This is a genomic window from Shewanella sp. GXUN23E (assembly GCF_050865035.1).
In the GTDB taxonomy this organism is placed as follows: Bacteria; Pseudomonadota; Gammaproteobacteria; order Enterobacterales; family Shewanellaceae; genus Shewanella.
Map to the genome: position 1 here is coordinate 12,281 of NZ_JBOZWP010000027.1, position 24,823 is coordinate 37,103.

The 24,823-nt window shown below is 50.8% G+C and carries 19 protein-coding genes; 11 read left to right on the top strand and 8 right to left on the bottom strand.

Annotated features, from left to right (window positions below):
• Nucleotides 1–47: 47 nt before the first annotated feature.
• Both trkA and ACRRUX_RS18500 read left to right on the top strand, forming a co-directional pair.
• Complete coding sequence (trkA, locus tag ACRRUX_RS18495; RefSeq protein WP_432533180.1) at nucleotides 48–1,457, top strand: Trk system potassium transporter TrkA; 1,410 nt, start codon at nucleotides 48–50, stop codon at nucleotides 1,455–1,457.
• 18 nt (nucleotides 1,458–1,475) lie between these two features.
• A complete protein-coding gene (locus tag ACRRUX_RS18500; RefSeq protein ID WP_432533183.1) occupies nucleotides 1,476–2,918 on the top strand; it encodes a TrkH family potassium uptake protein in 1,443 nt (480 codons plus the stop codon).
• Nucleotides 2,919–2,982: 64 nt separating this feature from the next.
• Here ACRRUX_RS18500 and hemG (ACRRUX_RS18505) read toward each other — a convergent pair whose 3' ends face one another.
• Nucleotides 2,983–3,510 carry a menaquinone-dependent protoporphyrinogen IX dehydrogenase gene (gene hemG / locus ACRRUX_RS18505; RefSeq protein WP_432533186.1) on the bottom strand — a complete coding sequence of 176 codons (528 nt, stop codon included), beginning with the start codon at nucleotides 3,508–3,510 and terminating at the stop codon, nucleotides 2,983–2,985.
• A 182-nt stretch (nucleotides 3,511–3,692) separates the two neighbouring features.
• On the opposite strand from hemG (ACRRUX_RS18505), the gene ACRRUX_RS18510 reads away from it, so the two are divergent.
• Nucleotides 3,693–4,013: an ArsR/SmtB family transcription factor gene (locus ACRRUX_RS18510; protein WP_432533189.1), complete on the top strand. Its 321-nt coding sequence runs from the start codon at nucleotides 3,693–3,695 to the stop codon at nucleotides 4,011–4,013.
• Between the two features lie 22 nt (nucleotides 4,014–4,035).
• Here the strand turns inward: ACRRUX_RS18510 and hemG (ACRRUX_RS18515) are convergent, their stop codons facing one another.
• The 4 genes from hemG (ACRRUX_RS18515) to pepQ form a co-directional block, all read right to left on the bottom strand.
• A complete protein-coding gene (gene hemG / locus ACRRUX_RS18515) occupies nucleotides 4,036–4,563 on the bottom strand; it encodes a menaquinone-dependent protoporphyrinogen IX dehydrogenase (protein WP_432533192.1) in 528 nt (175 codons plus the stop codon).
• Nucleotides 4,563–6,020 (bottom strand): TrkH family potassium uptake protein, encoded by a 1,458-nt coding sequence (locus tag ACRRUX_RS18520; RefSeq protein WP_432533195.1) that lies wholly within the window; start codon nucleotides 6,018–6,020, stop codon nucleotides 4,563–4,565. The genes hemG (ACRRUX_RS18515) and ACRRUX_RS18520 overlap by 1 nt, the downstream gene beginning before the upstream one ends.
• Nucleotides 6,021–6,099: 79 nt before the next feature.
• Nucleotides 6,100–6,714 carry a YigZ family protein gene (locus ACRRUX_RS18525; protein WP_432533198.1) on the bottom strand — a complete coding sequence of 205 codons (615 nt, stop codon included), beginning with the start codon at nucleotides 6,712–6,714 and terminating at the stop codon, nucleotides 6,100–6,102.
• A complete protein-coding gene (gene pepQ, locus ACRRUX_RS18530) occupies nucleotides 6,707–8,029 on the bottom strand; it encodes a Xaa-Pro dipeptidase (RefSeq protein WP_432533200.1) in 1,323 nt (440 codons plus the stop codon). Before pepQ ends, ACRRUX_RS18525 begins: the two co-directional genes overlap by 8 nt.
• Nucleotides 8,030–8,348: 319 nt before the next feature.
• Between pepQ and fadB the strand changes: the two genes are divergently transcribed.
• From fadB to ACRRUX_RS18560, 6 genes are all read left to right on the top strand, one after another.
• Nucleotides 8,349–10,502: a fatty acid oxidation complex subunit alpha FadB gene (gene fadB, locus ACRRUX_RS18535; protein ID WP_432533203.1), complete on the top strand. Its 2,154-nt coding sequence runs from the start codon at nucleotides 8,349–8,351 to the stop codon at nucleotides 10,500–10,502.
• Between the two features lie 20 nt (nucleotides 10,503–10,522).
• On the top strand, nucleotides 10,523–11,686 hold the full coding sequence (gene fadA / locus ACRRUX_RS18540; RefSeq protein WP_432533206.1) for an acetyl-CoA C-acyltransferase FadA: 1,164 nt from the start codon (nucleotides 10,523–10,525) through the stop codon (nucleotides 11,684–11,686).
• A 183-nt stretch (nucleotides 11,687–11,869) separates the two neighbouring features.
• The gene (locus ACRRUX_RS18545; RefSeq protein WP_432533209.1) at nucleotides 11,870–12,937 is read left to right on the top strand and encodes a GGDEF domain-containing protein; all 1,068 of its coding nucleotides are present in this window, start codon (nucleotides 11,870–11,872) and stop codon (nucleotides 12,935–12,937) included.
• Between the two features lie 109 nt (nucleotides 12,938–13,046).
• Nucleotides 13,047–13,295 (top strand): sulfurtransferase TusA, encoded by a 249-nt coding sequence (gene tusA / locus ACRRUX_RS18550; protein ID WP_432533212.1) that lies wholly within the window; start codon nucleotides 13,047–13,049, stop codon nucleotides 13,293–13,295.
• Between the two features lie 10 nt (nucleotides 13,296–13,305).
• The gene (locus ACRRUX_RS18555) at nucleotides 13,306–13,743 is read left to right on the top strand and encodes an MOSC domain-containing protein (RefSeq protein WP_432533215.1); all 438 of its coding nucleotides are present in this window, start codon (nucleotides 13,306–13,308) and stop codon (nucleotides 13,741–13,743) included.
• Between the two features lie 200 nt (nucleotides 13,744–13,943).
• A complete protein-coding gene (locus ACRRUX_RS18560; RefSeq protein WP_432533218.1) occupies nucleotides 13,944–17,120 on the top strand; it encodes an amidohydrolase family protein in 3,177 nt (1,058 codons plus the stop codon).
• 167 nt (nucleotides 17,121–17,287) lie between these two features.
• Here the strand turns inward: ACRRUX_RS18560 and ACRRUX_RS18565 are convergent, their stop codons facing one another.
• Nucleotides 17,288–17,881, bottom strand: a complete 594-nt coding sequence (locus ACRRUX_RS18565; RefSeq protein WP_432533220.1) for a DNA-3-methyladenine glycosylase I — start codon at nucleotides 17,879–17,881, stop codon at nucleotides 17,288–17,290.
• Between the two features lie 194 nt (nucleotides 17,882–18,075).
• Between ACRRUX_RS18565 and glyQ the strand changes: the two genes are divergently transcribed.
• Nucleotides 18,076–18,981 (top strand): glycine--tRNA ligase subunit alpha, encoded by a 906-nt coding sequence (glyQ, locus tag ACRRUX_RS18570; protein WP_432533223.1) that lies wholly within the window; start codon nucleotides 18,076–18,078, stop codon nucleotides 18,979–18,981.
• Between the two features lie 11 nt (nucleotides 18,982–18,992).
• Entirely contained in the window at nucleotides 18,993–21,062 is a 2,070-nt protein-coding gene (gene glyS / locus ACRRUX_RS18575; RefSeq protein WP_432533226.1) for a glycine--tRNA ligase subunit beta, read from the top strand.
• A 77-nt stretch (nucleotides 21,063–21,139) separates the two neighbouring features.
• Here glyS and ACRRUX_RS18580 read toward each other — a convergent pair whose 3' ends face one another.
• A complete protein-coding gene (locus ACRRUX_RS18580; protein WP_432533229.1) occupies nucleotides 21,140–22,216 on the bottom strand; it encodes an HDOD domain-containing protein in 1,077 nt (358 codons plus the stop codon).
• 187 nt (nucleotides 22,217–22,403) lie between these two features.
• Nucleotides 22,404–24,821, bottom strand: a complete 2,418-nt coding sequence (gyrB, locus tag ACRRUX_RS18585) for a DNA topoisomerase (ATP-hydrolyzing) subunit B (RefSeq protein ID WP_432533231.1) — start codon at nucleotides 24,819–24,821, stop codon at nucleotides 22,404–22,406.
• Nucleotides 24,822–24,823: the final 2 nt, after the last annotated feature.

A 24,823-nucleotide genomic window follows, 5' to 3' on the forward strand; every position in this document is an offset into this window, starting at 1 on the left:
AATCCCGGTAGCATTGAACCACAGCGATAAGATCGAACGGGCAACGAATGAAAATTATCATTTTAGGCGCGGGACAGGTGGGTGGAACCCTGGCCGAGAATCTGGTGGGTGAAAATAACGATATCACCCTGATTGATACCAATAGAGCCAGATTGCAATCCCTGCAGGACAAGTTTGACCTGAGGGTGATTACCGGTCACGGTGCTCATCCGGATGTCCTCAAAGAAGCAGGCGCCGAAGATGCCGACATGCTGATTGCGGTTACCAACAGCGATGAGTGCAACATGGCAGCCTGTCAGATAGCCTATTCCCTGTATGGCACTCCGACCAAAATTGCCCGTATTCGATCTGAGCCTTACCTGAGCCTCAGGGACAAGCTGTTTATCGACAGTGAAACCAAGAACAGTGAAAACCGCATTCGTGGCGGTTTCATTATCGACGAGTTGATAGCCCCTGAGCAGTTGGTAACCGCTTACATACATAGATTGGTCGAGTATCCTGGGGCACTGCAGGTACTGGAGTTTGCTGAAGGACGCCTCAGCCTGGTGGCAGTACGCGCCTATTATGGCGGTCCGCTTGTCGGCAACGCGCTGGCCACTCTGCGTGAACACATGCCTAATATTGATACCCGGGTTGCCGCAATTTTCCGTCAGGGACGGCCTATCATGCCCAGGGGCACCACCATTATTGAAGCCGATGATGAAGTGTTCTTCGTCGCTGACAGCCGCCATATCCGCGCAGTAATGAGTGAGATGCAGAAGCTAGATAACTCCTACCGCAACATCATGATTGCCGGTGGCGGTAATATCGGCTTTGGTCTGGCTAAAAAACTAGAACGCAATCACTCGGTTAAATTAATAGAACACCGCCAGGAGCAGGCGGAGTTACTGTCAGAGAAACTGGAAAACACCACAGTCTTCTGTGGGGATGCCTCAGATCAGGAACTGCTGCAGGAAGAGCACATAGATCAGACCGATGTATTCATTGCGGTGACCAACGACGATGAAGCCAACATTATGTCGGCATTACTCGCTAAACGCATGGGCGCCAAGAAGGTAATGGTGCTTATTCAGCGCGAGGCCTACGTCGACATAGTGCAGGAAGCCAATATCGACATCGCCATCTCTCCCCAACAGGCGACTATCTCTGCCCTGCTGACTCATATTCGCCAGGGCGATATCTGCAACGTATATTCGCTCAGACGCGGCGCGGCAGAAGCAATTGAAGCCATCGCTCACGGCGATCCAGCCACTTCCAAAGTGGTGGGTAAAGCGGTGGAAGACATTAAACTGCCACCCGGCACAACTATCGGCGCTATCGTTCGCGATGACGAAGTGCTGATGGCACACGATAAGACAGTGATCGAACAGGGGGATCATGTGATTCTGTTTTTGGTCAACAAGAAGTTTATCGGTGAGGTGGAAAAGCTGTTCCAGCCGAGCGCCTTTTTCTTCTGAGCCTGCCAGGCCAACATTATGCTTAATATCAGACATTTACTCTTCCTTCTCGGCATACTGCTGTCGATGATGGCGGGGTTTATGTGTCTGCCTTTAGTCTTCGCCCTCTATTATGGCGAAGAAACTGCAGGCGCATTTATGCTTTCCGCCCTGCTGACCGGCACAGTGGCCAGCATCTGTATGCAAGGCGGCAAACGCCGCCATCTCAAGCTGAATATTAGAGACATGTTTCTGCTCACCAGTCTGACCTGGTTTATCGTCAGCCTGTTTGCGGCCATGCCCTTTACCCTGTATCACGGCATCAACTATACCGACGCCTTTTTTGAAACCATGTCAGGTGTCACCACCACTGGCTCAACCGTATTGTCAGGGCTGGATCAGATGGATCACAGTATTCTGATGTGGCGCTCACTGTTGCAATGGCTCGGCGGCATAGGCTTTATTGTGATGGCGGTAGCCATTCTGCCGTTCCTTAACGTCGGGGGGATGAAGCTGTTTCGCACCGAAAGCTCCGATTGGGGCGATAAGACCGTGCCCCGCACCCGCAGTATGGCCAAAGATCTGTTCTGGGTGTATTTCCTGCTCACCGTTTTGTGTGCAATGAGTTATCACCTGGCAGGGATGAAATGGTTTGATGCCATTAATCATGCCATGACCACACTGTCCACTGGCGGCTATTCCACATCCGATAAGTCGATGGCGAACTTCAGTGACAATGCCCAGTGGGTCGGCACGCTGTTTATGGCTGCCGGCGGCCTGCCGCTGTTGCTGTTTATGCAGAGCCTGAAAAACCGCACGCTCAAAGTGTGGGGCGACCAGCAAATTAAAGGCTATGTCATACTGCTGATTGTCGTTTCTTTCACTCTGGCAATATGGATGTGGCTGACCCGGGAAATAGCCTTTATGGATGCTATCCGCCTGACCAGCTTCAATGTGGTGTCAGTGGTTACCACCACAGGTTATGGATTGACGGATTATGGCACCTGGGGCGGTTTTGCCTTTATCACTTTCCTGTTTTTAATGCTGGTCGGCGGCTGCTCCGGTTCAACTGCAGGTGGCATCAAGATATTCCGCTTTCAGATTGCGCTGTCCGTGATGAAAGCTCAGGTTAAACAGCAATTTCATCCCAGTGCAGTGACTCGTCAGTCCTATAACAATCGCTTCGTTACCGACGACATTGTTCGTTCGATAGTGACCTTCAGCCTGTTACTGGCGGGGGTTATTGTACTGCTGAGCCTGATACTGGTACTGACCGGACTGGATCCCATCACCAGCCTGTCTGGAGCCATCACTGCGGTGGCCAACGTCGGCCCGGGGCTTGGCCCAGTCATTGGACCTGCCGGCAACTTCGCCAGCCTGCCGGATGTTGCCAAGTGGGCACTGGCGGTTGGTATGCTGATGGGACGACTGGAAATCCTGACGGTAGCCGTCCTGTTCCATCCAGGATTCTGGAAATACTGATTCAGCACCGACAACAGAGACAACAACGCCCGCAGTTGCGGGCGTTTTGCTATCCGGGTAACGACTAGAGCGTCAGTAGATGATCAGCATAGACATCCACATCCTGCCAATCGGTATAGTCAATGACGGATTTGGGATCTGTCGGTCCATCGGTCATCTTCATGATCAGTTGGATCGCCAGCCTGTCGTACCATGGCCAGGAAGGATAATCGACCTTACCGGGAATAATCTTCAGATCCGCAGGCTGCCAGGGCGACATCATCAAAAACTTCTGCAGATACTTGTTGTTCTCCAGTACCCGCTTTTCCGGCTTTCTGGCAACTACGTTAACGCAGAAAAAGCTGTTGGGTTTGGCAGATAGCTGCGCCTGATATTGCTGCACAAAAGCAAATACCGACTTGTGATAAGTGCCATACAACACACAGGCTCCCAGCACCAGGGTGTCATACTTATCCCACTCTGGCACTGTCCCGTCATTGATATTGAGTACATCACAATGATGTCCCTGACTGCGAATACGGGCCGCTATCGCAGCGGCGATCTTGGCTGTATGCCCGCCCCGCGAAAAATAGAGCACTAATACGGATTTCATTTACCACCCTGGCAAGCTTGATTCAGATGGCCCCATGTTAACCCAAGCAGCAAAGCACGCTCGCCTTGAGATCACATTTTCGCAGCTTATGAGCTCAATAAATCACAATGCCGCCTATCACTGGCAAGCAAGCGCACTTTTCATTAGAATTATCTAATCCGTAAATCACAACTCAATTGAATATGCAGAAAGAAATTAATGCTGAAGAGATGGTGAGCAACGCCGAGCAGGCCGCAAAATGGCTGAAAGCCATTGCCAATCCTTATCGTCTGATGACGTTATGCCAGCTGCTGGACAAAGAGCTGAGCGTGACCGAACTGAATGAAAACATTCCTCTGAGTCAGTCTGCATTGTCTCAGCATCTGGCGGTATTGCGCGAACAGGATTTGGTTGACTGCCGAAAAAGCTCACAAATTGTTTATTACAAACTGAAGAACGAAAAAGTGAGGGAAGTAATAGCCATTATGTACAAGCAGTTCTGCGCTCCCGGTAATCAAAAATAACGCGGATAGTCTGCCGGCAGCGCTAACGCTCGCCGAATGCTTTGGCGAAAGCGTCGACCATGTCCCAGTCGGTAAACTCGAAGCTACCGCGGATATCGGTCGGGCCCTTGGTCAGCCACATGATGAAGCGGATCATGGTGCGGTCAAACAAGCGATATTTTGGATAATCTATCTTCCCGGCAAAGACCCCGAGTTGCTGGGGCTGCCAGGCAGATAAAGTCAGAAACTTCTGCATATAGGGATTGGTCTGTGGCGTGTTTTTAAGAGGTTTTCTGGCGACCACATTGACCGTGAAAAAACCATTGATTCTGGCATCCAGTAAAGCTTGGTAACGACGACCAAATTCAAATAAGGCGGGCCGGTGTTTACCATATCTGATACTGGCGCCGACCAGAATCTTGTCATGACAAGCCAGCAGCGCGTCATCCACCCTCTCTATATCGCGCACCTCGACCAGCTCGCCCGCGGCAAGCAACCGATCCGCTATACGCTGACAAATCCGCAGCGTATGACCATCAACAGTGGAGTAAAGGATCAGAGTCCGGCTCATCAGTTTTTCCAGAATGTCGGTGTAAACAACACCAGCAAAGTAAAGACTTCCAGTCGGCCAAACAACATAGCGACCACCAGCACCCATTTGGCACCATCGGAGATACTGGCATAATTACTGGCCACTTCTCCAAGCCCCGGTCCCAGGTTGTTCAAACAGGCTGCCACGGCACTGAATGCGGTAATGTTATCCATACCCAGCGCCAGTAGCACCAGCATGCAGAGAACAAATACCATGGTATAAGCCGAGAAAAATCCCCATACCGCATCAATTACCCTATCCGGCAAAGCCGTAGAACCAATACGAATAGAGAACATGGCCCGCGGATGCACCAGACGCTTCAGCTCACGCGACCCCTGAAGCAGCAGCAAAATCACCCGCATAACCTTGATACCACCAGCAGTCGAACCGCCACAACCACCAATAAAGCTGGAGAAAATCAGCAGCATTGGCAGGAATAAGGGCCACAGATGAAAACTCTCGGTACCGAACCCCGCCGTGGTGGAAATAGAAACCGCCTGGAACAAGGCATAATCAAAAGTTTCTTCCGCGGAATCATAGATACCGGAATGATAAAGCGTGGCGAAACAGATGGCGGTGAGCAGGAATTGGATGCCGATCAGCACTTTAAATTCTGTATCGCGGAAGTACACTTTGAGATTGATGCCACGGCGGGAAAAGGCGGCAAAGTGAACACTGAAGTTAATCGCAGCGATCAGCAAAAAGACCACACAAATCATATTGATAGTTGGGCTATCAAAATACCCCATACTGGCATCGTGGGTAGAAAATCCCCCAATCGCGATGGTTGAAAATGAATGGCAGATGGCATCAAAGGCACTCATGCCTGCAATCCAATAGGCGACAGCACAGGCAATGGTCAGCAACAGATAGATATACCAAAGCGCCTTGGCGGTTTCGGCGATTCGGGGCGTCATTTTGGAGTCTTTAACAGGCCCGGGGATCTCTGCCCGGTAAAGCTGCATCCCCCCGACGCCCAACACTGGCAGAATCGCCACTGCCAGCACAATGATCCCCATACCGCCGAGCCACTGCAGCAAATGGCGATAAAACAATATCGCCTTTGGCAAGGAGTCCAGGCCAACGATGACTGTCGCCCCGGTGGTAGTCAGTGCGGAGAAAGATTCAAAGATACTGTCGGTCCAGCTAAGATCCGGCTGACTGGAAAAGACGAAAGGTAAAGTACCGATAAGCCCCAGTACAGTCCAGAACAGCACCACAATCAGAAACCCCTCCCGGGTTCTCAACTCTGCTTTGTGCTGGCGATTGGGATACCAGAGTAAAAAGCCGATAAACAGACTGACAAAAAACGCCTGAAAGAAAGCGGTTCCCCCACCATCTTTGTAGATAAAGGCTACCAGAGCCGACGGCAGCATGGTCATGGAGAACAAGCCTACCAACAGGCCTATTATTCTGATTATCGTTCTGTATTGCATTCAAAGGGTTCTGTCATGCTGCAGGAGTTACTGCAACGTCAAAATAAAACCTGCATTTTCGCATAAAGATACAGGTCATTCACTGGTCAAAACGGGCCTGAACCGCCCCCTGACTCACAGTTGCCAATTGTTGGTTGAGTTCAACCCGCTGACTTGCAGGCAACTCGAACTTCAGAGCAACCGCGCCACCAAAATCCCTGTGGGTAATCACCCCCTGATGACGTTCAATCATATATTCCACATCCCGCAGCATGGCGTAATCGCACTCAATGCTGGCAGGATATCTCAGCAATTTCTGCGCTGTGGTTAACTGGGGTAAGGCCTGTTTCAAACCGGAGGCGTAGGCTCTGACCAAACCGCCCACTCCCAGCTTAATTCCACCATAGTAACGCACCACCACAGCACCAATCTCCCCGATACCACTTCCCTGCAACACGGCCAGCATAGGGCGCCCGGCACTGCCAGCAGGCTCTCCATCATCACTGAATCCCACCATCATGGTATCGCCTGGCCTGCCTGCGACAAACGCCTGACAATAGTGTGTCGCCCCCGGATAACGCTGACGAATGTCCTTAAGCGTACATCGAAAATCTTCAGCACTCTGGCAGTGAAACAACAGCGAGATAAAGCGGCTATGCTTTATCTCCTCTTCAAATACCAGCTCAGCAGCGGGTATGGAGAAAGACTCACTCAACTAATCCACACTCTCGGGTCATATTTTCTATACCGCTCTCATGCACTATCACGTTATCCTCAATACGGATGCCCCCAAAAGGACGGGTAGCTTCAACCTTCTGCCAGTTAACCAACTGCGCAGCGCCGGTATTTCTGAGATCGGCCAACAGGGAGTCAATGATATACAGACCCGGCTCAATGGTCAGCACCTGACCTGCCGCCAATTGCCTCGTACAGCGCAAAAACGGGTGTTGTTCAGGAGCGGCCAGATGCGTTCCCCGCTCATCCTGCGCAAAGCCACCAACATCATGAACCTGCAGTCCCAGCATATGACCCAAGCCGTGTGGAAAGAACGCCTTGGTCACCCCTCCGGCGATAAGTGCCTGCTCATCTCCGGTCGCCAGCCCGGATTGCAGCAGCACTCCCGCCAGCTTCTGATGAGTCGCGAGATGCAAATCCACATAGGACAAACCGATTGTCATCATGCCGATGATCTCTTGCTGTAATGCGTCCATCGCTTGAATGAGATCATGAAACTCATTTTTTTCAAATGCATAAGTACGGGTAATATCGGCTGCGTATCCCATATAAGCCGCTCCGGCATCGATCAGCATTGAATGGCGCAGCGTCGGCGACTTCCGCTCCTGTACCATGTAATGCAGAATTGCAGCATGTTGGTTAAGACCAATAATATTGCCATAGGGCAAGTCGTTCTCCCCCTGGCTGGTCGCAGCGAGATAGGCCAGCTGAATATCGTACTCACTGCCACCGGCGAAAAATGCCTCACGCGCGGCAACATGCCCCTTAACAGCAATACGATTGGCCTGTCGCATACAGGCTTGTTCATAAGGAGTTTTCACCGTTCGGTGGAAATGCATAAAGTGCATTACAGCATCAGGATTACGCCAACCAAATCCCAATACACTGGCAACATCCAAATGCTCACCGATATAAGCCCAGTCCTGTAAATCCGGTGGCAACAGGGCCGCGACCTGATCTGCTTTAGTCAGTACCTGAATATCAATATGGGAAGTCCAGTAATCCTGAGGGACGTCAGCGACTTTGTGCCAAAAATCCTTTGGCTTGTAGAAAATCAATCTGGGCTTGGTGTGACCATTAATCACCAGCCAGCAATTAGGGTTATCAACTACCGGAACCCAGGCTTTGAAGTGAGGATTCACTTTAAATGGATAATCCATGTCATCAAGGAATTGCCTGTGCAACTGGCCTGAATGAATGACCATGCCGGCCAATTTTTCTCTGGTTAAAATCTCATGGGCCCGCTCATTCAGTCGCGCCAGATGTTCCCGATAAAGTTCAGACCAGTGTTCCATGCTATTCGCCCTGGGTAATTAATTAATAATGTTCAGGTATTTTCCACCCGATTCATACAAATCGAGGATACCGGAAGTGTATCACAGGGGTAATATATTTCTGACAGGTGATTAAAGTTAAACGATCGTTTAAATTGGGTGTTGTGTTTTGTAATTTTTGGAAGCACACTGAGCTGCAACTGGTCAAACCATGACCGCGTTGCGGAACAGATGGACAGGGAAATAAAGCCAAGAATCCTCAGTCGAAGTTTTGCTGAAAAGCAATCCATACCACTGAGCCCGGCCGCTAACCCCGCCTCAGCAATAAGGATGCAAGCAAATGATCTACCAAAGTCCCACGATTCAGGTTGAGCTACTGGACAACCAGGTCGCACGTCTGTGCTTCAATGCTCCGGGTTCAGTAAACAAATTCGACCGGGAAACCCTGGAATCTCTCGATCAGGCACTCGATACGCTGATCGCTGACGGTAACGCAAAAGGCCTGCTGCTGGTCAGTGGCAAAGACACCTTTATCGTCGGCGCCGACATAACCGAATTTCTGGGGCTGTTTTCCCAGAGTGATGACATTCTGCTGAATTGGCTGGAACAGGCAAATGCGGTTTTCAACAAACTGGAAGATCTGCCCTTTCCTACCCTATCGGTAATAAGAGGATTCGCGCTGGGTGGTGGTTGTGAAACGATTCTGGCAACTGATCTGCGTATTGCAGACACCACTGCCCGTATCGGTTTACCTGAGACCAAACTTGGGATCATTCCGGGGTTCGGTGGCACGGTTCGCTTGCCCAGAATCATCGGAGCCGATAATGCCATGGAATGGATTACCTCAGGTAAAGAGCAAAAGCCAGATGCAGCATTGGCAGTTGGCGCACTGGACGCTGTGGTTGCGCCGCAACAGCTCGAAGAAGCCGCACTTAAAATGCTTATGGATGCCATCAATCAACGTCTGGATTGGCAAGCCCGCCGCAAGCGCAAACAGTCGCCACTGACGCTGCCAAAATTAGAAGCCCTGATGAGCTTTACCACAGCCAAAGGCATGGTATTCCAGTTGGCAGGCAAGCATTACCCTGCGCCAATGGCCGCGGTGAATGTCATTGAAGCTGCAGCAGTAATGAGTCGCGCCGAAGCCTTGATGGTTGAGCACAAGGCATTTGCCCAGCTCGCCAAAACCGACGTTGCCACGGCATTAATTGGACTCTTTCTGAATGACCAGGTAGTAAAAGGTAAAGCCAAAAAAGCGGCCAAGTCAGCCAAGCCTGTCAATCAGGCAGCGGTTTTGGGAGCCGGTATTATGGGCGGCGGTATTGCCTACCAAAGTGCCAGTAAAGGTACTCCCATCATCATGAAAGACATCGCTCAGGCAGCACTGGATTTAGGCCTGGGTGAAGCTGCCAAACTGCTGGCAAAACAAGTCGAAACCGGTCGTTCAACTCCCGCTCAAATGGCCCAGGTGCTCAACAATATCACTCCAGCACTGGACTATGCGCCCGTCGCTCATGCTGATGTAGTGGTTGAAGCCGTGGTGGAAAACCCCAGGATTAAAGCTATGGTACTGGCCGAAGTAGAAGACAAGGTTGATCAACAGGCAATTCTGGCCTCCAACACATCTACCATATCCATCAATTTGCTCGCAAAAAACCTCAAGCGTCCAGCCCAGTTCTGCGGCATGCACTTTTTTAATCCGGTCCACCGTATGCCACTGGTTGAGGTGATTCGTGGAGAGCAGACCTCAGAGGAAACGATTGCAACAGTCGTCGCTTATGCCAGCAAAATGGGCAAGACCCCTATCGTAGTCAACGACTGTCCTGGCTTCTTCGTTAACCGGGTACTATTCCCCTACTTTGCCGGCTTCAATGGATTGCTGGCAGATGGTGGCGACTTCGCTGCTATCGACAAAGTAATGGAGAAGCAATTCGGCTGGCCTATGGGCCCAGCTTATTTACTCGATGTCGTCGGGCTGGATACCGGCCATCATGCTCAGGCAGTCATGGCAGATGGATTTCCTGACCGCATGGGTAAATCAGGTCGCGATGCCATTGATATCATGTTCGACAACCAGCGACTCGGTCAAAAAAATGGCAAGGGTTTCTACAGCTACACCACTGACAAGCGCGGCAAACCGAAGAAAGAGATGGATCCGGCTGCAGTAAGCTTGCTGGCGGCTGAATATGGCGATACCAAACAATTCAGCAATGACGAAATCATTGCCCGCACCATGATCCCCATGATTATCGAAACCGTGCGCTGCCTGGAGGAAGGGATCATAGGATCACCAGCGGAAGCCGACATGGGTCTGATCTATGGTCTGGGATTCCCCATGTTCCGCGGGGGAGTATTCCGTTATCTGGATACCTTGGACGTAGCCAACTTTGTAGCACTGGCAGATCAATATGCTCATCTCGGTGGGCTTTATCAGGTAACCGATAAAATGCGTGAACTGGCCGCCAGCAATGGCAGCTACTATCAGGCGGGTTAACAGGGAAAGGAATTTAAAAAATGAAACAAGCCGTAATTGTCGACTGTATCCGGACTCCCATGGGACGCTCCAAGGGTGGCGTGTTCCGTCATGTTCGAGCCGAAACCCTGTCTGCCGAACTGATGAAAGCACTGCTGCTGCGTAATCCTCAGGTTGACCCCAACGATATCGAAGATGTTATTTGGGGGTGTGTGCAGCAAACGCTGGAACAGGGTTTTAATATTGCCCGCAACGCCTCTTTACTTGCCGGGATCCCCAAACAGGCAGGTGCAGTCACAGTAAACCGTCTGTGTGGTTCATCCATGGAAGCGCTGCATCAGGCATCCAGAGCCATTATGACCGGCATGGGTGATACCTTCATCATCGGCGGCGTGGAACATATGGGCCACGTCCCCATGAGTCATGGTGTCGACTTTCACCCCGGTCTGGCAAACAATGTCGCCAAGGCATCCGGAATGATGGGATTGACCGCTGAAATGCTGGGCAAACTGCATGGCATCAGCCGGGAGATGCAGGACCAATTTGCAGTTCGCTCTCACCAACGAGCTCATGCCGCCAGTGTGGAAGGCCGGTTTGCCAATGAAATCTGGGCCATTGAAGGGCATGATGCCGACGGTACACTCATCAAAGTGGATTACGATGAAGTAATCCGTCCAGAGACATCCATTGAATCGCTTGCGGCGCTCAGACCCGTGTTTGATCCGGTCAACGGTACTGTCACCGCCGGAACCTCATCCGCGCTCTCTGATGGTGCGGCAGCCATGCTGGTCATGGAGGAGGAAAAGGCTAAAGCACTTGGTTTAACCATAAGGGCTCGCGTCAGATCGATGGCCGTAGCTGGTTGTGACCCGGCAGTCATGGGATATGGTCCAGTCCCGGCAACGCAGAAGGCGCTGGCCCGAGCTGGCCTCACTATTCAGGATATGGATGTCATTGAACTGAACGAAGCCTTCGCGGCGCAATCACTGCCCTGCGTTAAAGATTTGGGATTGTTGGAATTAGTTGATGAGAAAGTGAATCTCAACGGAGGTGCCATTGCGTTGGGTCACCCCCTTGGCTGCTCTGGCGCACGGATCTCGACGACCCTGATCAATCTCATGGAGCGCAAGGACGCCAGGCTGGGACTGGCAACCATGTGTATTGGTCTTGGTCAGGGTATTGCCACAGTTTTTGAGCGGGTCTGACCCAGACTAACAGCAACAAAGCCGGCGTACATGCCGGCTTTGTTGTATTTATGCCGGCGCAGAGACAAACCACTATGGTTGCCCAGTGCCATTTCGAGATATAACAATCAATTAAATCACACAGATGCAATTCATCGTCGGCTGAACTTTACTTAGAAAATTGCCACATCAGCGGAAATGACGATGCACAGACTTCTCCCCAAACAAAGAGCTACCAAATTTTTATCTGAACAGATGCAGCTCCAGGATCTCAAGCGGCAATTTGGCGTTATGCCTTCAGACAGCAGGCATTTGCAGTCCGTACATGATTTGGTGATGGACAATATCAGCCGGCTAACCTGCGTGTTTTACGAAGAGCAGCTGAATGATGCCAAAGCAGCGCTGCTGATTGGGGATGCGCAAACCCTGTCCCGTTTGCAATCCTCCTTGACTGAATATATCGAGACACTTTTTTTAGGTGAATACGATATGGAATACGTGAACTATCGCCTCAGAATTGGCGTGGTTCATAAACGCATTGGGGTCGATGTCAGGATGTTTCTGTCTGGACTGTCTTTGCTAAAAGGGGAGATGATTAAACTCTTTATTGAAAACCCCCACTTAACATCAGAACAGACTCAAATGATTGGCTTCGCCCTGGACCGCTTGCTGACATTCGATACCAGCTTAATTATCGAGACTTATCACAATGCGCTGATGGCAGAAGTGGAGAATGAAAGAAACAGATCGCAGCAATATGCCGAAAAAGTTGAAGCGTTGAATGCTGAACTTACCCGCCTGACCAATACCGACACCCTGACCCAACTGAATAACCGCTACTGTTTAAACAATCAAAGCCCAAAGCTGTTTGCCCGCTGCAAACGCCGTAATATCCCGTTGGCAGCAGTGTATATCGACATAGACAACTTCAAAGAAATCAATGATATTGAAGGACATGACCGGGGAGATGAAGTGCTTCGTCAACTTTCCGATATTATCAGGACGATGGCACAGGAAGGTGACCAATGCTATCGGATAGGAGGCGATGAGTTTCTTATCCTGCGCCCAGGCACCGACCTGGATGCTCTCACATCTTCATTCTCAACAAAATTCCAGGAACTGATCGCAAGAACAGAAGGATTGGAGATCAGTTTCGGCATGGTTTGTCAGGAAGCCAGTGTACTGACCACTGTAGCTGAATTAATTAGCCAGGCGGATCAACTTATGTATAAAGCCAAGTCAGCCAAGAAAGCTCACGCCATCAGGAATTGAATATTGTCAGGTGGTAATGTTCCACGTGGAACCACTCCCCTTACCTTGGTTTATCAATGGCTCTGCAGTAATATTGTGCAATCAGTCAGTCCGCTTAAACAGAGGTAATATGAGCGACGTATTTGAATCTGCTCAACATCAATTGGATGCATTGGGACTGAGATGTCCGGAACCTGTCATGATGGTACGAAAAACCGTTCGTCATATGGCAGAAGGAGAAACCCTGCTGATTATTGCTGATGATCCAGCGACAACCCGAGACATTCCCAGCTTTTGCCAATTCATGGACCACACTCTGATTGCCAGTCAAACGGATGCGCTGCCCTATCGTTATTTGATAAAAAAAGGTCTTTCATAAGGAATTTGATATGCCACAGGTTGTTGCTATTGCTTTCAAAACACAAAAGCGAGGAGCCATGCTCGAAGTTCAAACGGCATTGGTTACCAGGGAATCAGGAGTAGGTCAGGATATCTATGGTAAACCCGGAAAGCGTCAAGTGACCCTGATATCCAGACAGCAATGGCAAGCAGCCTGTGAACAAGTAAACCAGGAGCTCCCGTGGACCGTCCGCCGAGCCAATATCATGGTTGATGGCCTGGAATTTAACGAATCACTGGTTGGGCAACAAGTACGCATTGGCGATCTGGTGTTAGAGATTACAGGGGAGACAGATCCCTGTAGAAAAATGGAGCAGGCATGTGTCGGATTGGAAGCTGCACTGGCCGTAGGTTGGCGAGGCGGTGTAACCTGCAGGGTTATTTCTCCTGGCCAGATAACTGTTCAGGATGAGCTCTCAATCATCTGACTGCACTGGTATATCCCATGGGACTCAATATGAGTCCCTTTTTTATTGTCTAATTAAATTGAAACCAAGTTGTTGCAAATGCGGGGTACTCAATATTACCAATTTATGAGATAACACCGGTGCAGAAAAAATGAGCAGAGTGTTTATTCACCTGATCAGGATGACCAGACAAAAATGATAATGAAAGCAGGACCGCAGATATGACCCCCACAAGACTCACACCCGTTTCACTCGCGTTGGCACTACTGTTGGGCAGTCCAGCAGCAAAGGCTGACAACAATGACTGGCAAGTCAATGCACCGGCAAACGCACCACTCGAACAAGTAAAGATAAGTGTGAATGAAGGCACCTGGATGAACCTGTCCATGTCACCCGATGGCAAATACATTCTGTTTGATCTGCTGGGTGACATCTATCGCATCCCGGCGAAAGGTGGCAAAGCAGAGGTACTGGCTAAAGGCATTGCCTGGCAGATGCAACCGGTATACAGCCCGGATGGAAAATACATCGCCTTCACCTCGGACGAAGATGGCGGTGACAATATCTGGATCATGGAGGCTGATGGCAGCAATCCTCGGGCCATTACCTCAGAAACCTTCCGCCTGCTCAACAGCCCTGCCTGGAGCCCTGATTCGCAGTATCTGGTTGCCCGTAAGCACTTTACCGCCAGCCGCAGTCTGGGTGCCGGGGAAGTGTGGCTATACCATGTTGCAGGGGGCACCGGCGTAAAGCTGACGGAGCGCCCTAACGAAGAGAAGGACTTAGGAGAGCCAGCCTACTCACCGGATGGCCGCTACATCTACTTCAGCCAGGATGACACCCCAGGGAAGACCTTCCACTACTCCAAGGACTCAGTAAAGGGCATCTACAAAATCAAGCGTTATGATACTCAAACCGGCGATATTGAAGTGCTGCTTGAAGGGACCGGTGGAGCAATTCGGCCAACGCCAAGCCCGGATGGCAAGAAACTGGCCTATATAAAACGTGATGGTTTTCAATCCTCCCTGTACCTGTTGGATTTGAAATCCGGCGAAACCAAGAAACTCCATGGCGATCTTGACCGTGATATGCAAGAGACCTGGGCCATTCACGGCGTCTACCCCACCATGTCATGGACGCCCGACAGTGAGGAAATCCTGTTCTGGGCCAAAGGTAAAATTAATAGACTGAATATCGACGATAGCAGAATTGAACAAGTCCCTTTTACTGTCGAAACCCAGATGGATGTGCAGCCTGCGGTACGTTTTACTCAGGATCTGGATAAAGCCGTGTTTCCGGTCAAGATGCTGCGTATGGCTCAGGTGTCTCCAGACGGGAAGCAAGTCGTCTACGAAGCGTTAGGAAAACTCTGGCTAAAATCATTACCTGATGGTGAGGTTAAGCGTCTTACCAAACTGGATAGCAGTCAGAACGAGCTGTTTCCACAATGGTCACGCGATGGTAAGCGCATCGTATTTACTACCTGGAACGACAGGGATCAAGGCAGTGTTAAAGTCATAGACGTCAAACGTAACCGCATCATAAATCTGACCAATGAACCAGGTAAGTATGTTGAACCAACCTTCAGTCCCGATGGCAACGCTGTGGTTTTCCGCAAAGAGAAAGGCGGCTATATCACACCAAGGACCTGGTCAGCAGATCCCGGCCTGTATTGGGTAGACATAAAGGGTAATGGCCTGACCAAGATTGCGACCTCCGGCTTCCAACCTCAGTTTGGCAGTGACATTGAGCGGGTTTACTTTATGGAGTCTGGCGAGACGCCACAGTTCTCTTCCATCAATATCAATGGCCACGAGAAGCGTACCCACTACACCAGCAAGCATGCCACTGAATTCCGTATCAGCCCAGATGGCGAGCATCTGGCTTTTGCCGAACGCTTTAGGGTTTATGTCACGCCTTTTGCCAAGCATGGTGAGACCATAGAGATAGGTCCCAAAGCAGATAACCTGCCAGTGAGCCAACTAAGCACAAGAGCCGGTGAAAGTATCAGTTGGGGTGGTGATAATCGCTCTCTCTATTGGACGCTTGGCCCTGAGTTATATCAGGCCGCCATCGATAGCAGCTACCTGTCAGATAGCGAAACAAAGACCAAAGTTACCTCCATCGGCTTCGAACAAGCCGCGGATGTTCCACGTGGAACCATTGCATTTGTTGGTGGACAAGTCATTACCATGGATGGCGAGGACAACAATCAGATAATCCCAAATGGCGTGGTAGTGGTTGAAAATAACAAAATTATCGCTGTTGGCGACAGCAACACAGTGATTCCTGACAATGCCAAGGTCTACGATATCAGCGGCAAAACCATTATGCCTGGCTTGTTTGATGCCCACGCCCACGGCGCTCAGGGAGAAAGTGAAATTATTCCCCAGCAAAACTGGGAACTGTATTCAGGTTTAGCTTTGGGTGTCACCGCCATCCACGATCCGTCAAGTGACACCACAGAGATCTTTGCCGCCTCTGAGTTGCAAAAGGCTGGCAAGATTGCCGGGCCACGTATCTTCAGTACCGGCACAATATTGTATGGAGCCAACCTGCCCGGCTATACCTCTCACATTGACTCACTGGATGACGCCAAGTTCCATTTGGAGCGACTCAAGAAAGTGGGAGCCTTCAGTGTGAAGAGCTACAACCAGCCACGTCGTAATCAGCGTCAGCAGGTTATTGCAGCGGCACGAGAACTGGAAATGATGGTTGTGCCTGAAGGTGGCAGCTTGCTGCAACACAACCTGACCATGATTGCTGACGGTCATACCGGTATTGAACACTCACTGCCTACTGCCGCTATTTATGATGATATTAAGCAGTTCTGGAGTCAGACGAAAGTTGGCTACACTCCCACCCTGGTTGTCGCCTATGGTGGTATTGCTGGGGAAAATTATTGGTATGACAAAACTGATGTTTGGGCCCACCCGCGCCTGTCCAGATACGTTCCACATGATATTCTGGATGCCCGCTCCATGCGCCGTCCGACAGCTCCGGATGAACACTACAACCACTTTAATGTGGCCCGTGTTGCCAATGAAGTAAATAACCTTGGCATTAAGCCCAATATCGGGGCCCATGGTCAACGTGAAGGCTTGGCTGCACACTGGGAAATCTGGATGTTCGCTCAGGGTGGAATGAGCAACCTGGAAGCACTCAAAACAGCCACAATCAATCCAGCTAGACACTTTGCCATGGATCATCAATTGGGCTCACTGGCCCCGGGCAAGCTGGCAGACATAATTGTCATAGACGGAAATCCACTGGAAGATATTCGGGTAACCGACCGAGTGATCTATACCATGGTAAACGGCAAACTGTACGATGCAGAAACCATGAATGAACTCAACGGTGAGCAACGCAAACGCGAACCTTTCTTCTTCGAAAATTGATAGATTGCCGATTTGATGGCTTGAAGTCAGAAGCAAATAAAGGGAGTGTTTCACGTGGAACACTCCCTTTTCTATCCCAAACGCATTACGCAAAACAACGGTAAATTCAGATACACCAACCACAAGGCTACAAATCTACTTTCAGTGTTGAGTTGGCCGGTGTTGGTTCATTTCCGGAATGAACCGGCTAACGCCTGACACTCCTGATAGCAATGACAATCCACCAGATGATCGTTAACCATTCCAACAGCCTGCATAAAAGCATACACAATTGTCGGGCCAACAAAGTTAAAGCCCAACTTCTTCAGTGCTTTTGACATTGCCTCTGACTCAGGAGTTTGTGCAGGCAATGAGTCTTCCCGGCTATAGGTATTCTGTATCGGCTTACCGCCAACAAAATCCCAAAGAAACCGACTGAAGTCATTTCCCGCTTCAACAAAAGCAATGTACGCCTTTGCATTCTGAATAATAGAATTAACCTTGAGCCTGTTTCTGATGATCCCTGGATTCTGCAACAACTCTTCAACTTTAGCCTGATCGAACTCAGCTATTTTATAAGGATCGAAATCAACAAAAGCCATCTCATAGTTACCCTGCTTTTTAAGTATGGTTAACCATGATAACCCAGCCTGCTGCCCATCCAAACAAAGCTTGGCGAACAACTCCCGGGCATCATAAACAGGTCTCCCCCACACTTTGTCATGATAATCCTGATACAAGGGGTCACTGGTTACCCAGCTACAACGTTTAATTTCCGGCATATGGATCCCTCTGCAACAAAACGTCAGGCGGACACAGACAAACTCTCCTGACAAAAATATCAGGCTTTCGTCAGCTACCTTCCTGGCGCTTCTTTCAAAAATTTTGGCTAATACGTTAAAAATTAACCTACATCAGATCTGAGCGACAAGGTATAATCTGAACCATTTTCTATATACAGCCTGACAGCAGTAATATGACTAGCAAACACGACGTGAAAACATTCCAGGGTTTCATTCTGACCCTGCAGGAATATTGGGCGCAGCAAGGCTGTGCAATTGTCCAACCTTTAGACATGGAAGTGGGCGCTGGTACATTCCATCCGCAAACCTTCCTGCGCTCTCTGGGCCCTGAGCCAATGAGCAGTGCCTACGTACAGCCTTCCCGTCGTCCTACCGATGGTCGTTACGGTGACAACCCTAACCGTCTGCAGCACTACTATCAGTTTCAGGTGGTTCTCAAGCCATCTCCTGACAATATTCAGGAGCTGTATCTTGGCTCGCTGGAAGCGCTGGGTATTGATACCAAAGTACACGATATCCGCTTTGTGGAAGACAACTGGGAATCCCCGACCCTGGGCGCCTGGGGTCTGGGCTGGGAAGTTTGGCTCAACGGCATGGAAGTGACTCAGTTTACTTACTTCCAGCAGGTCGGCGGTCTGGAATGCTCCCCGGTCACCGGTGAGATCACCTATGGTCTGGAACGTCTGGCCATGTACATTCAGGGCGTAGACAGCGTTTATGACCTAGTATGGACCGATGGTCCAATGGGCCGTATCACCTACGGTGATGTGTTCCATCAAAACGAAGTCGAACAGTCTACCTACAACTTCGAACATGCTGATGTAGACTTCCTGTTCCAGATGTTTGATCAATGCGAAAAGATGTGCCAGCACCTGCTATCGCTGGAAAAACCTTTACCTCTGCCAGCCTACGAGCAGGTAATGAAAGCCTCTCATGCTTTCAACCTGTTGGATGCCCGTCACGCCATCTCTGTTACTGAGCGTCAGCGCTATATCCTGCGCGTTCGAACTTTGGCCAAGGGCGTTGCAGAAGCTTATTACCAGTCCCGTGAGGCTCTGGGCTTCCCTATGTGTAAGTAGAGGTAAAATCAATGAAACATCAAAATTTGCTGATTGAAATTGGCACCGAAGAGCTGCCACCAAAAGCCCTGCGTACACTGGCTGAATCTTTTCTGGCTAACTTCACAGAAGAGCTGAACAAAGCTGATCTGGCGTTTGAAAAAAGCCTGTGGTTTGCGGCTCCACGCCGTCTGGCGCTGAAGATCGATGGCCTGGCCGTCGCCCAGCAAGATAAGGTTGTAGAAAAGCGTGGACCGGCTGTCAGCTCCGCGTTCGATGCCGAAGGCAAGCCAACCAAGGCCGCCGAAGGCTGGGCCCGTGGTAATGGCATTACCGTTGATCAGGCCGAGCGTCTGGCAACCGATAAAGGTGAGTGGCTGGTGTACCGCGCCAAAGTAGAAGGCGTGCAAACCAAGACTCTGGTACCGGCCATGGCACAGCGCGCCCTGGACAAGTTGCCCATTCCCAAGCCGATGCGCTGGGGTGCCAACAAGACTCAGTTTATCCGCCCTGTGCATACTGTCACCATGCTGATGGGTGATGAACTGATTGCCGGCGAGCTGCTGGGCATTGAATCTGCCCGCACAGTGCGCGGTCACCGCTTTATGGGTGAGTCCAGCTTCGAACTGGATCATGCCGACAACTATCTGGCTGCGCTGCTGGAGCGCGGTAAGGTCATGGCTGACTACGAAGCCCGTAAAGCCATCATCAAAGCCGATGCACTGAAAGCGGCTGAGCAGATTGGCGGTATCCCGAATATCGAAGAAGATCTGCTGGAAGAAGTGACCTCTCTGGTTGAATGGCCAGTAGTGCTGACCGCCTCTTTCGAAGACAAGTTCCTGGCCGTTCCTGCCGAAGCACTGGTATACACCATGAAGGGTGACCAGAAGTACTTCCCGGTGTTCGACACAGCGGGCAAACTGCTGCCTAACTTTATCTTCGTATCCAACATTGTTTCCAAAGACCCTCAGCAGATTATCTCTGGTAACGAGAAAGTGGTTCGCCCTCGTCTGGCTGACGCCGAGTTTTTCTTTAACACTGATAAGAAACAAACACTGGAGTCCCGTCTGGCCAGCCTGGAAACCGTGGTATTCCAACAGAAGCTGGGCACACTGAAAGCCCGCGTGGAGCGCATCTCCAAGCTGGCTGGCTTTATCGCTGCCGGTATCGACGCCAACATAGCGGATGCTGAGCGTGCCGGTCTGCTGTCCAAATGCGACCTCATGACCAACATGGTGATGGAGTTTACCGACACCCAGGGCACCATGGGCATGCACTATGCCCGTCTGGACGGTGAAACCGAAGCTGTGGCGATGGCACTGGAAGAGCAGTACAAGCCTAAGTTCTCCGGTGATACCGTACCGACAGCCGGCGTATCATGTGCTGTAGCCTTGGCTGAGAAGCTGGATACCCTGACAGGTATCTTCGGTATAGGCCAAGCACCAAAAGGTGCTGCTGACCCATTTGCCCTGCGCCGCGCCGCCATTGGAGTGCTGCGTATTATCGTGGAAAACAAGCTGCCACTGGATCTGGTCGAACTGATTGCCAAAGGTATTGAGCTGCATGGTGACAACCTCACCAATGCCAATGCGGGTGAAGAGGTACTGGAGTTCCTGATGGCCCGTTTCCGCGCCTGGTACCAGGACAAAGGCATCAGCACTGATGTAATCCTGGCAGTGCTGGCCCGTCGCCCTACCCGTCCGGCAGACTTTGATGCCCGTATCCTGGCTGTGGCGCACTTCCGCACCATGGATGAAGCACTGGCACTGGCTGCGGCCAACAAGCGGGTATCCAACATCCTTGCCAAGGTCGAAGGTGAACTGCCTACCGAGATCAAGCCTCAGCTGCTGACTGAAGCTGCCGAGCAGGCGCTGGCCGCTAAGCTGGCCGAGCTGCAGCCACAACTGGCGCCGCTGTTTGCCGCCGGAGAATACCAGCAGGCGCTGACGCTGCTGGCCAGCCTGCGAAATGCTGTTGACGCCTTCTTCGAAGATGTGATGGTAATGGCAGATGATATGGCACTGCGTAACAACCGCCTGGCACTGCTGAATCAACTGCGAGAGCAGTTCCTGCATGTCGCTGATATCTCGCTGCTGCAGTAACAGTGACTAAATATTGATGACCGGTTTACGATAACCCGTTATTGATAAAAGAAAAACGCGCCAGACGGCGCGTTTTTTTATTCGGTAATTTCCTTCAATCTTACATTGAACAGTTCAAACTCCTGCTCAGATACTCCCGCCCGGTTTAACAGAGCGACAAATATATTGGGCTCAAGTCTGCCCGCTTCATGCAGCATGGCAATCTCACTGATCAGGTTGGCCTGCCAAATCACTCTGGCGATACCGTCCTGTAATATCCCATCCTGAGCAGCCAGATCGGACAAGGTCTCGGTAATGGTATCAGGCAACCCCCAACACTTGGTCAGTACCGCGCTTAATGACAGACTACGTGCCGTCATCACCTGGCGGAACAACGATGAACTTGGCTGTTCGCCGGGTTCCGCCCTGGCGAAAGCATCCAACATGAGTTTAAAAATGGCGATCTTTCCCACATCATGCAGCAGCGCAATCAAAAAGGCATCATCAGCCAGGTCTTTGTCAGCCAATTGCCCTGCAAGCCAGGCAACCTGTTGTGAATGACGCCATATCTGAGCACCAAAACGGCGAAAATAAATGGGTTTAATCGCCATCATCTCCTTCACCATACAGGAGGTTACCAGCTGGCGGATCTGCTCTCTGCCCAATTGCACAACCGCTTGCTGCAGTCCGGTAATCTCTTTGCTGGATCGCCTGAATGCCGGAGAGTTACACAGTCTCAACACTTCAACACTCAATACCGGATCCTGTTGAATTAACGCCAGGATCTGATTGATATCGGTCTCAGGCAATTTTAACTGCCGGTCCAACTCCACCAGCCGGCTGGGTAAAGACAGAACTCTGTCCGCAATAATCTGGGGCGAAGCCAGTGCCTCGGTCACAGCGTCAATCACCCGTTTTTCAAGCGTATTGGCGACACCACCGGTATCATCGGCGCCGACCTGAAACAGCAGGCTGTAAAACAATGCGGTCACATCGATGTGGCTTGCCAAAGCGGCAGCAACGGGTTGCCTGACTCCTGGTTGCGGAATTTTGGGCTTATTGGCGGCAGATTGCTGGACGACAGCTTTTTGCTGTGGTCCTTTGAATGCATCTTCATTTTTCAGCTGTTTGTCATCTCTGACATTAAAAACTGACTTCATTATTTTTTTGAACAAGATAATCGCTTCCCGGTTAATTCATTCAGAGCACCAGACCCTGAATTCATATGAGTCAGTATAGAAGACGGCAATGTTTACCACTGAAAATCCGGCCGCCAATTTCCATAAAAAAACCGGCCCCAAAGGCCGGCTTTTATAACAACGATGATTGACTCAAACGCTATTCAAACCAGGATATTAATACTTAGATATCCAGAGTTGCATTCAGTGCATTCGCTTCAATGAAGTCACGACGAGGCTCAACCTGGTCACCCATCAGAGTATTGAACAGCTGATCGGCACCGATAGCATCTTCAATAGTCACCTGCAGCATGCGGCGCTGCTCGGGATCCATGGTAGTTTCCCACAGCTGCTCTGGGTTCATCTCACCCAGACCTTTATAGCGCTGGATATACAGGCCACGCTTGGATTCGCTCATCAGCCATTCCAGTGCTTCAACGAAGGAACTGACTTCCTTACTGCGCTCACCACGCTGCACATAACCACCTTCTTCAACCAAACCATCCAGCGCCTGGCCCATTTTGGCAATACGCTGATAGTCAGCAGACAGGAAGAAGTCATAGCTGAACAGATAGTGTGTGTCGATACCGTGCTTGCGGATAGTAATCTGCGGCAGGTAAGCGTTGCGCTCAGGATCCATCACAGTCGAGGCACTGTAAAGAATGCCGGAAGACTCACGCTCGGTAAGATCGTTCACCATAGCTTCACACCATTTGGTGATCGTTGCTTCGTCTGCCAGCATCTCTTTGGTGATCGCCGGATGATAGATCATGCGATCAGTCACTACCTGAGGATAACGCAACGACAGGCGCTCAATCACAGCTTCCACTTCACGGTATTGGTTAACCAGACGCTCCAGCGGCTCACCTGTCATACCAGGAGTACCCGGCGCAGAGTACAGGCTGGCACTGTCAAGCGCCTGAGTGGTCAGGTACTCGATACGGGCTGCTTCGTCTTTCAGATACTGCTCTTGCTTACCCTTCTTCACCTTGTACAGAGGCGGCTGGGCGATATACACGTAACCACGTTCAATCAGCTCAGGCATCTGACGGAAGAAGAAGGTCAACAGCAGCGTACGAATGTGCGAGCCGTCGACGTCAGCATCCGTCATGATGATGATGTTGTGATAACGGGTCTTGTCAGGATCGTACTCGTCGCGGCCAATACCACAGCCCAGGGCAGTGATCAGAGTGGCCACTTCCTGAGACGACAGCATCTTGTCGAAGCGGGCTTTCTCGACGTTAAGGATCTTACCTTTCAGTGGCAGAATCGCCTGATTCTTACGGTTTCGGCCCTGTTTGGCGCTGCCGCCGGCCGAGTCCCCTTCCACTATGTAGATTTCGGAAAGACCAGGGTCTTTTTCCTGACAGTCAGCCAATTTACCCGGCAGACCGCCCAAATCCAATGCGCCTTTACGGCGGGTCATTTCACGGGCCTTACGGGCCGCTTCACGGGCACGGGCCGCATCAATGATTTTGCCAACAATCATCTTGGCATCTGCAGGGTTCTCCAGCAGATAGTCATTCAGCTTCTCACCCATGGTCTGCTCAACCGCAGCCTTCACTTCACTGGAAACCAGCTTGTCTTTGGTCTGGGAGCTGAACTTGGGATCCGGCACTTTAACGGAAATAACCGCAGTCAGACCTTCACGGGCATCATCGCCGGTGGCATTGGTCTTGCCTTTCTTGTTGAACCCTTCACGCTCCATATAGTTATTGAGGTTACGGGTCAGGGCACCACGGAAACCGGCCAGGTGAGTACCACCATCGCGCTGTGGGATGTTGTTGGTAAAACAGTAAATGTTTTCCTGGAAACCGTCATTCCACTGCATGGCCACTTCAACGGTAATGCCATCTTCCTCACGCTCGGCGGTGAAATGGAACACGTCTTTGTTAACCGGGGTTTTATTGCGGTTCAGGTAATCTACGAAGGCGCTGATACCACCTTCATATTTGAAGAATTCATCTTTGTTGTCACGCTCATCCACCAGACGAATGCCCACGCCAGAGTTCAGGAACGACAGCTCGCGAACACGCTTGGCCAGAATTTCATAGTGGAACAGGGTGTCAGTGAAGGTTTCTTTACTTGGCCAGAAACGGATGCTGGTACCTGTTTTGGAGGATTCCCCCACCACAGCGATAGGCGCATCAGGCACACCATGAGTATAAAACTGCTCGTGCACCTTGCCTTCACGACGAATGGTCAGCTGCAGCTTTTCAGACAGGGCGTTAACCACAGAGACACCCACACCGTGCAGACCGCCGGACACCTTGTAGGAGTTGTCATCGAACTTACCACCGGCGTGCAGTACCGTCATGATCACTTCGGCAGCAGACACCCCTTCTTCCGGGTGAATGGCAACCGGAATACCACGGCCATCATCCTGCACGGACACAGAGCCGTCGGAATGGATGGTGATGGTAATGTCGCTGCAGTAACCGGCCAGGGCTTCATCGATAGAGTTATCGACTACTTCGAACACCATGTGATGCAGACCCGTGCCATCATCGGTATCACCAATATACATCCCAGGTCTTTTACGTACCGCATCAAGGCCTTTAAGTACCTTAATACTCGAAGAATCGTAACTATTCTCTGACATAT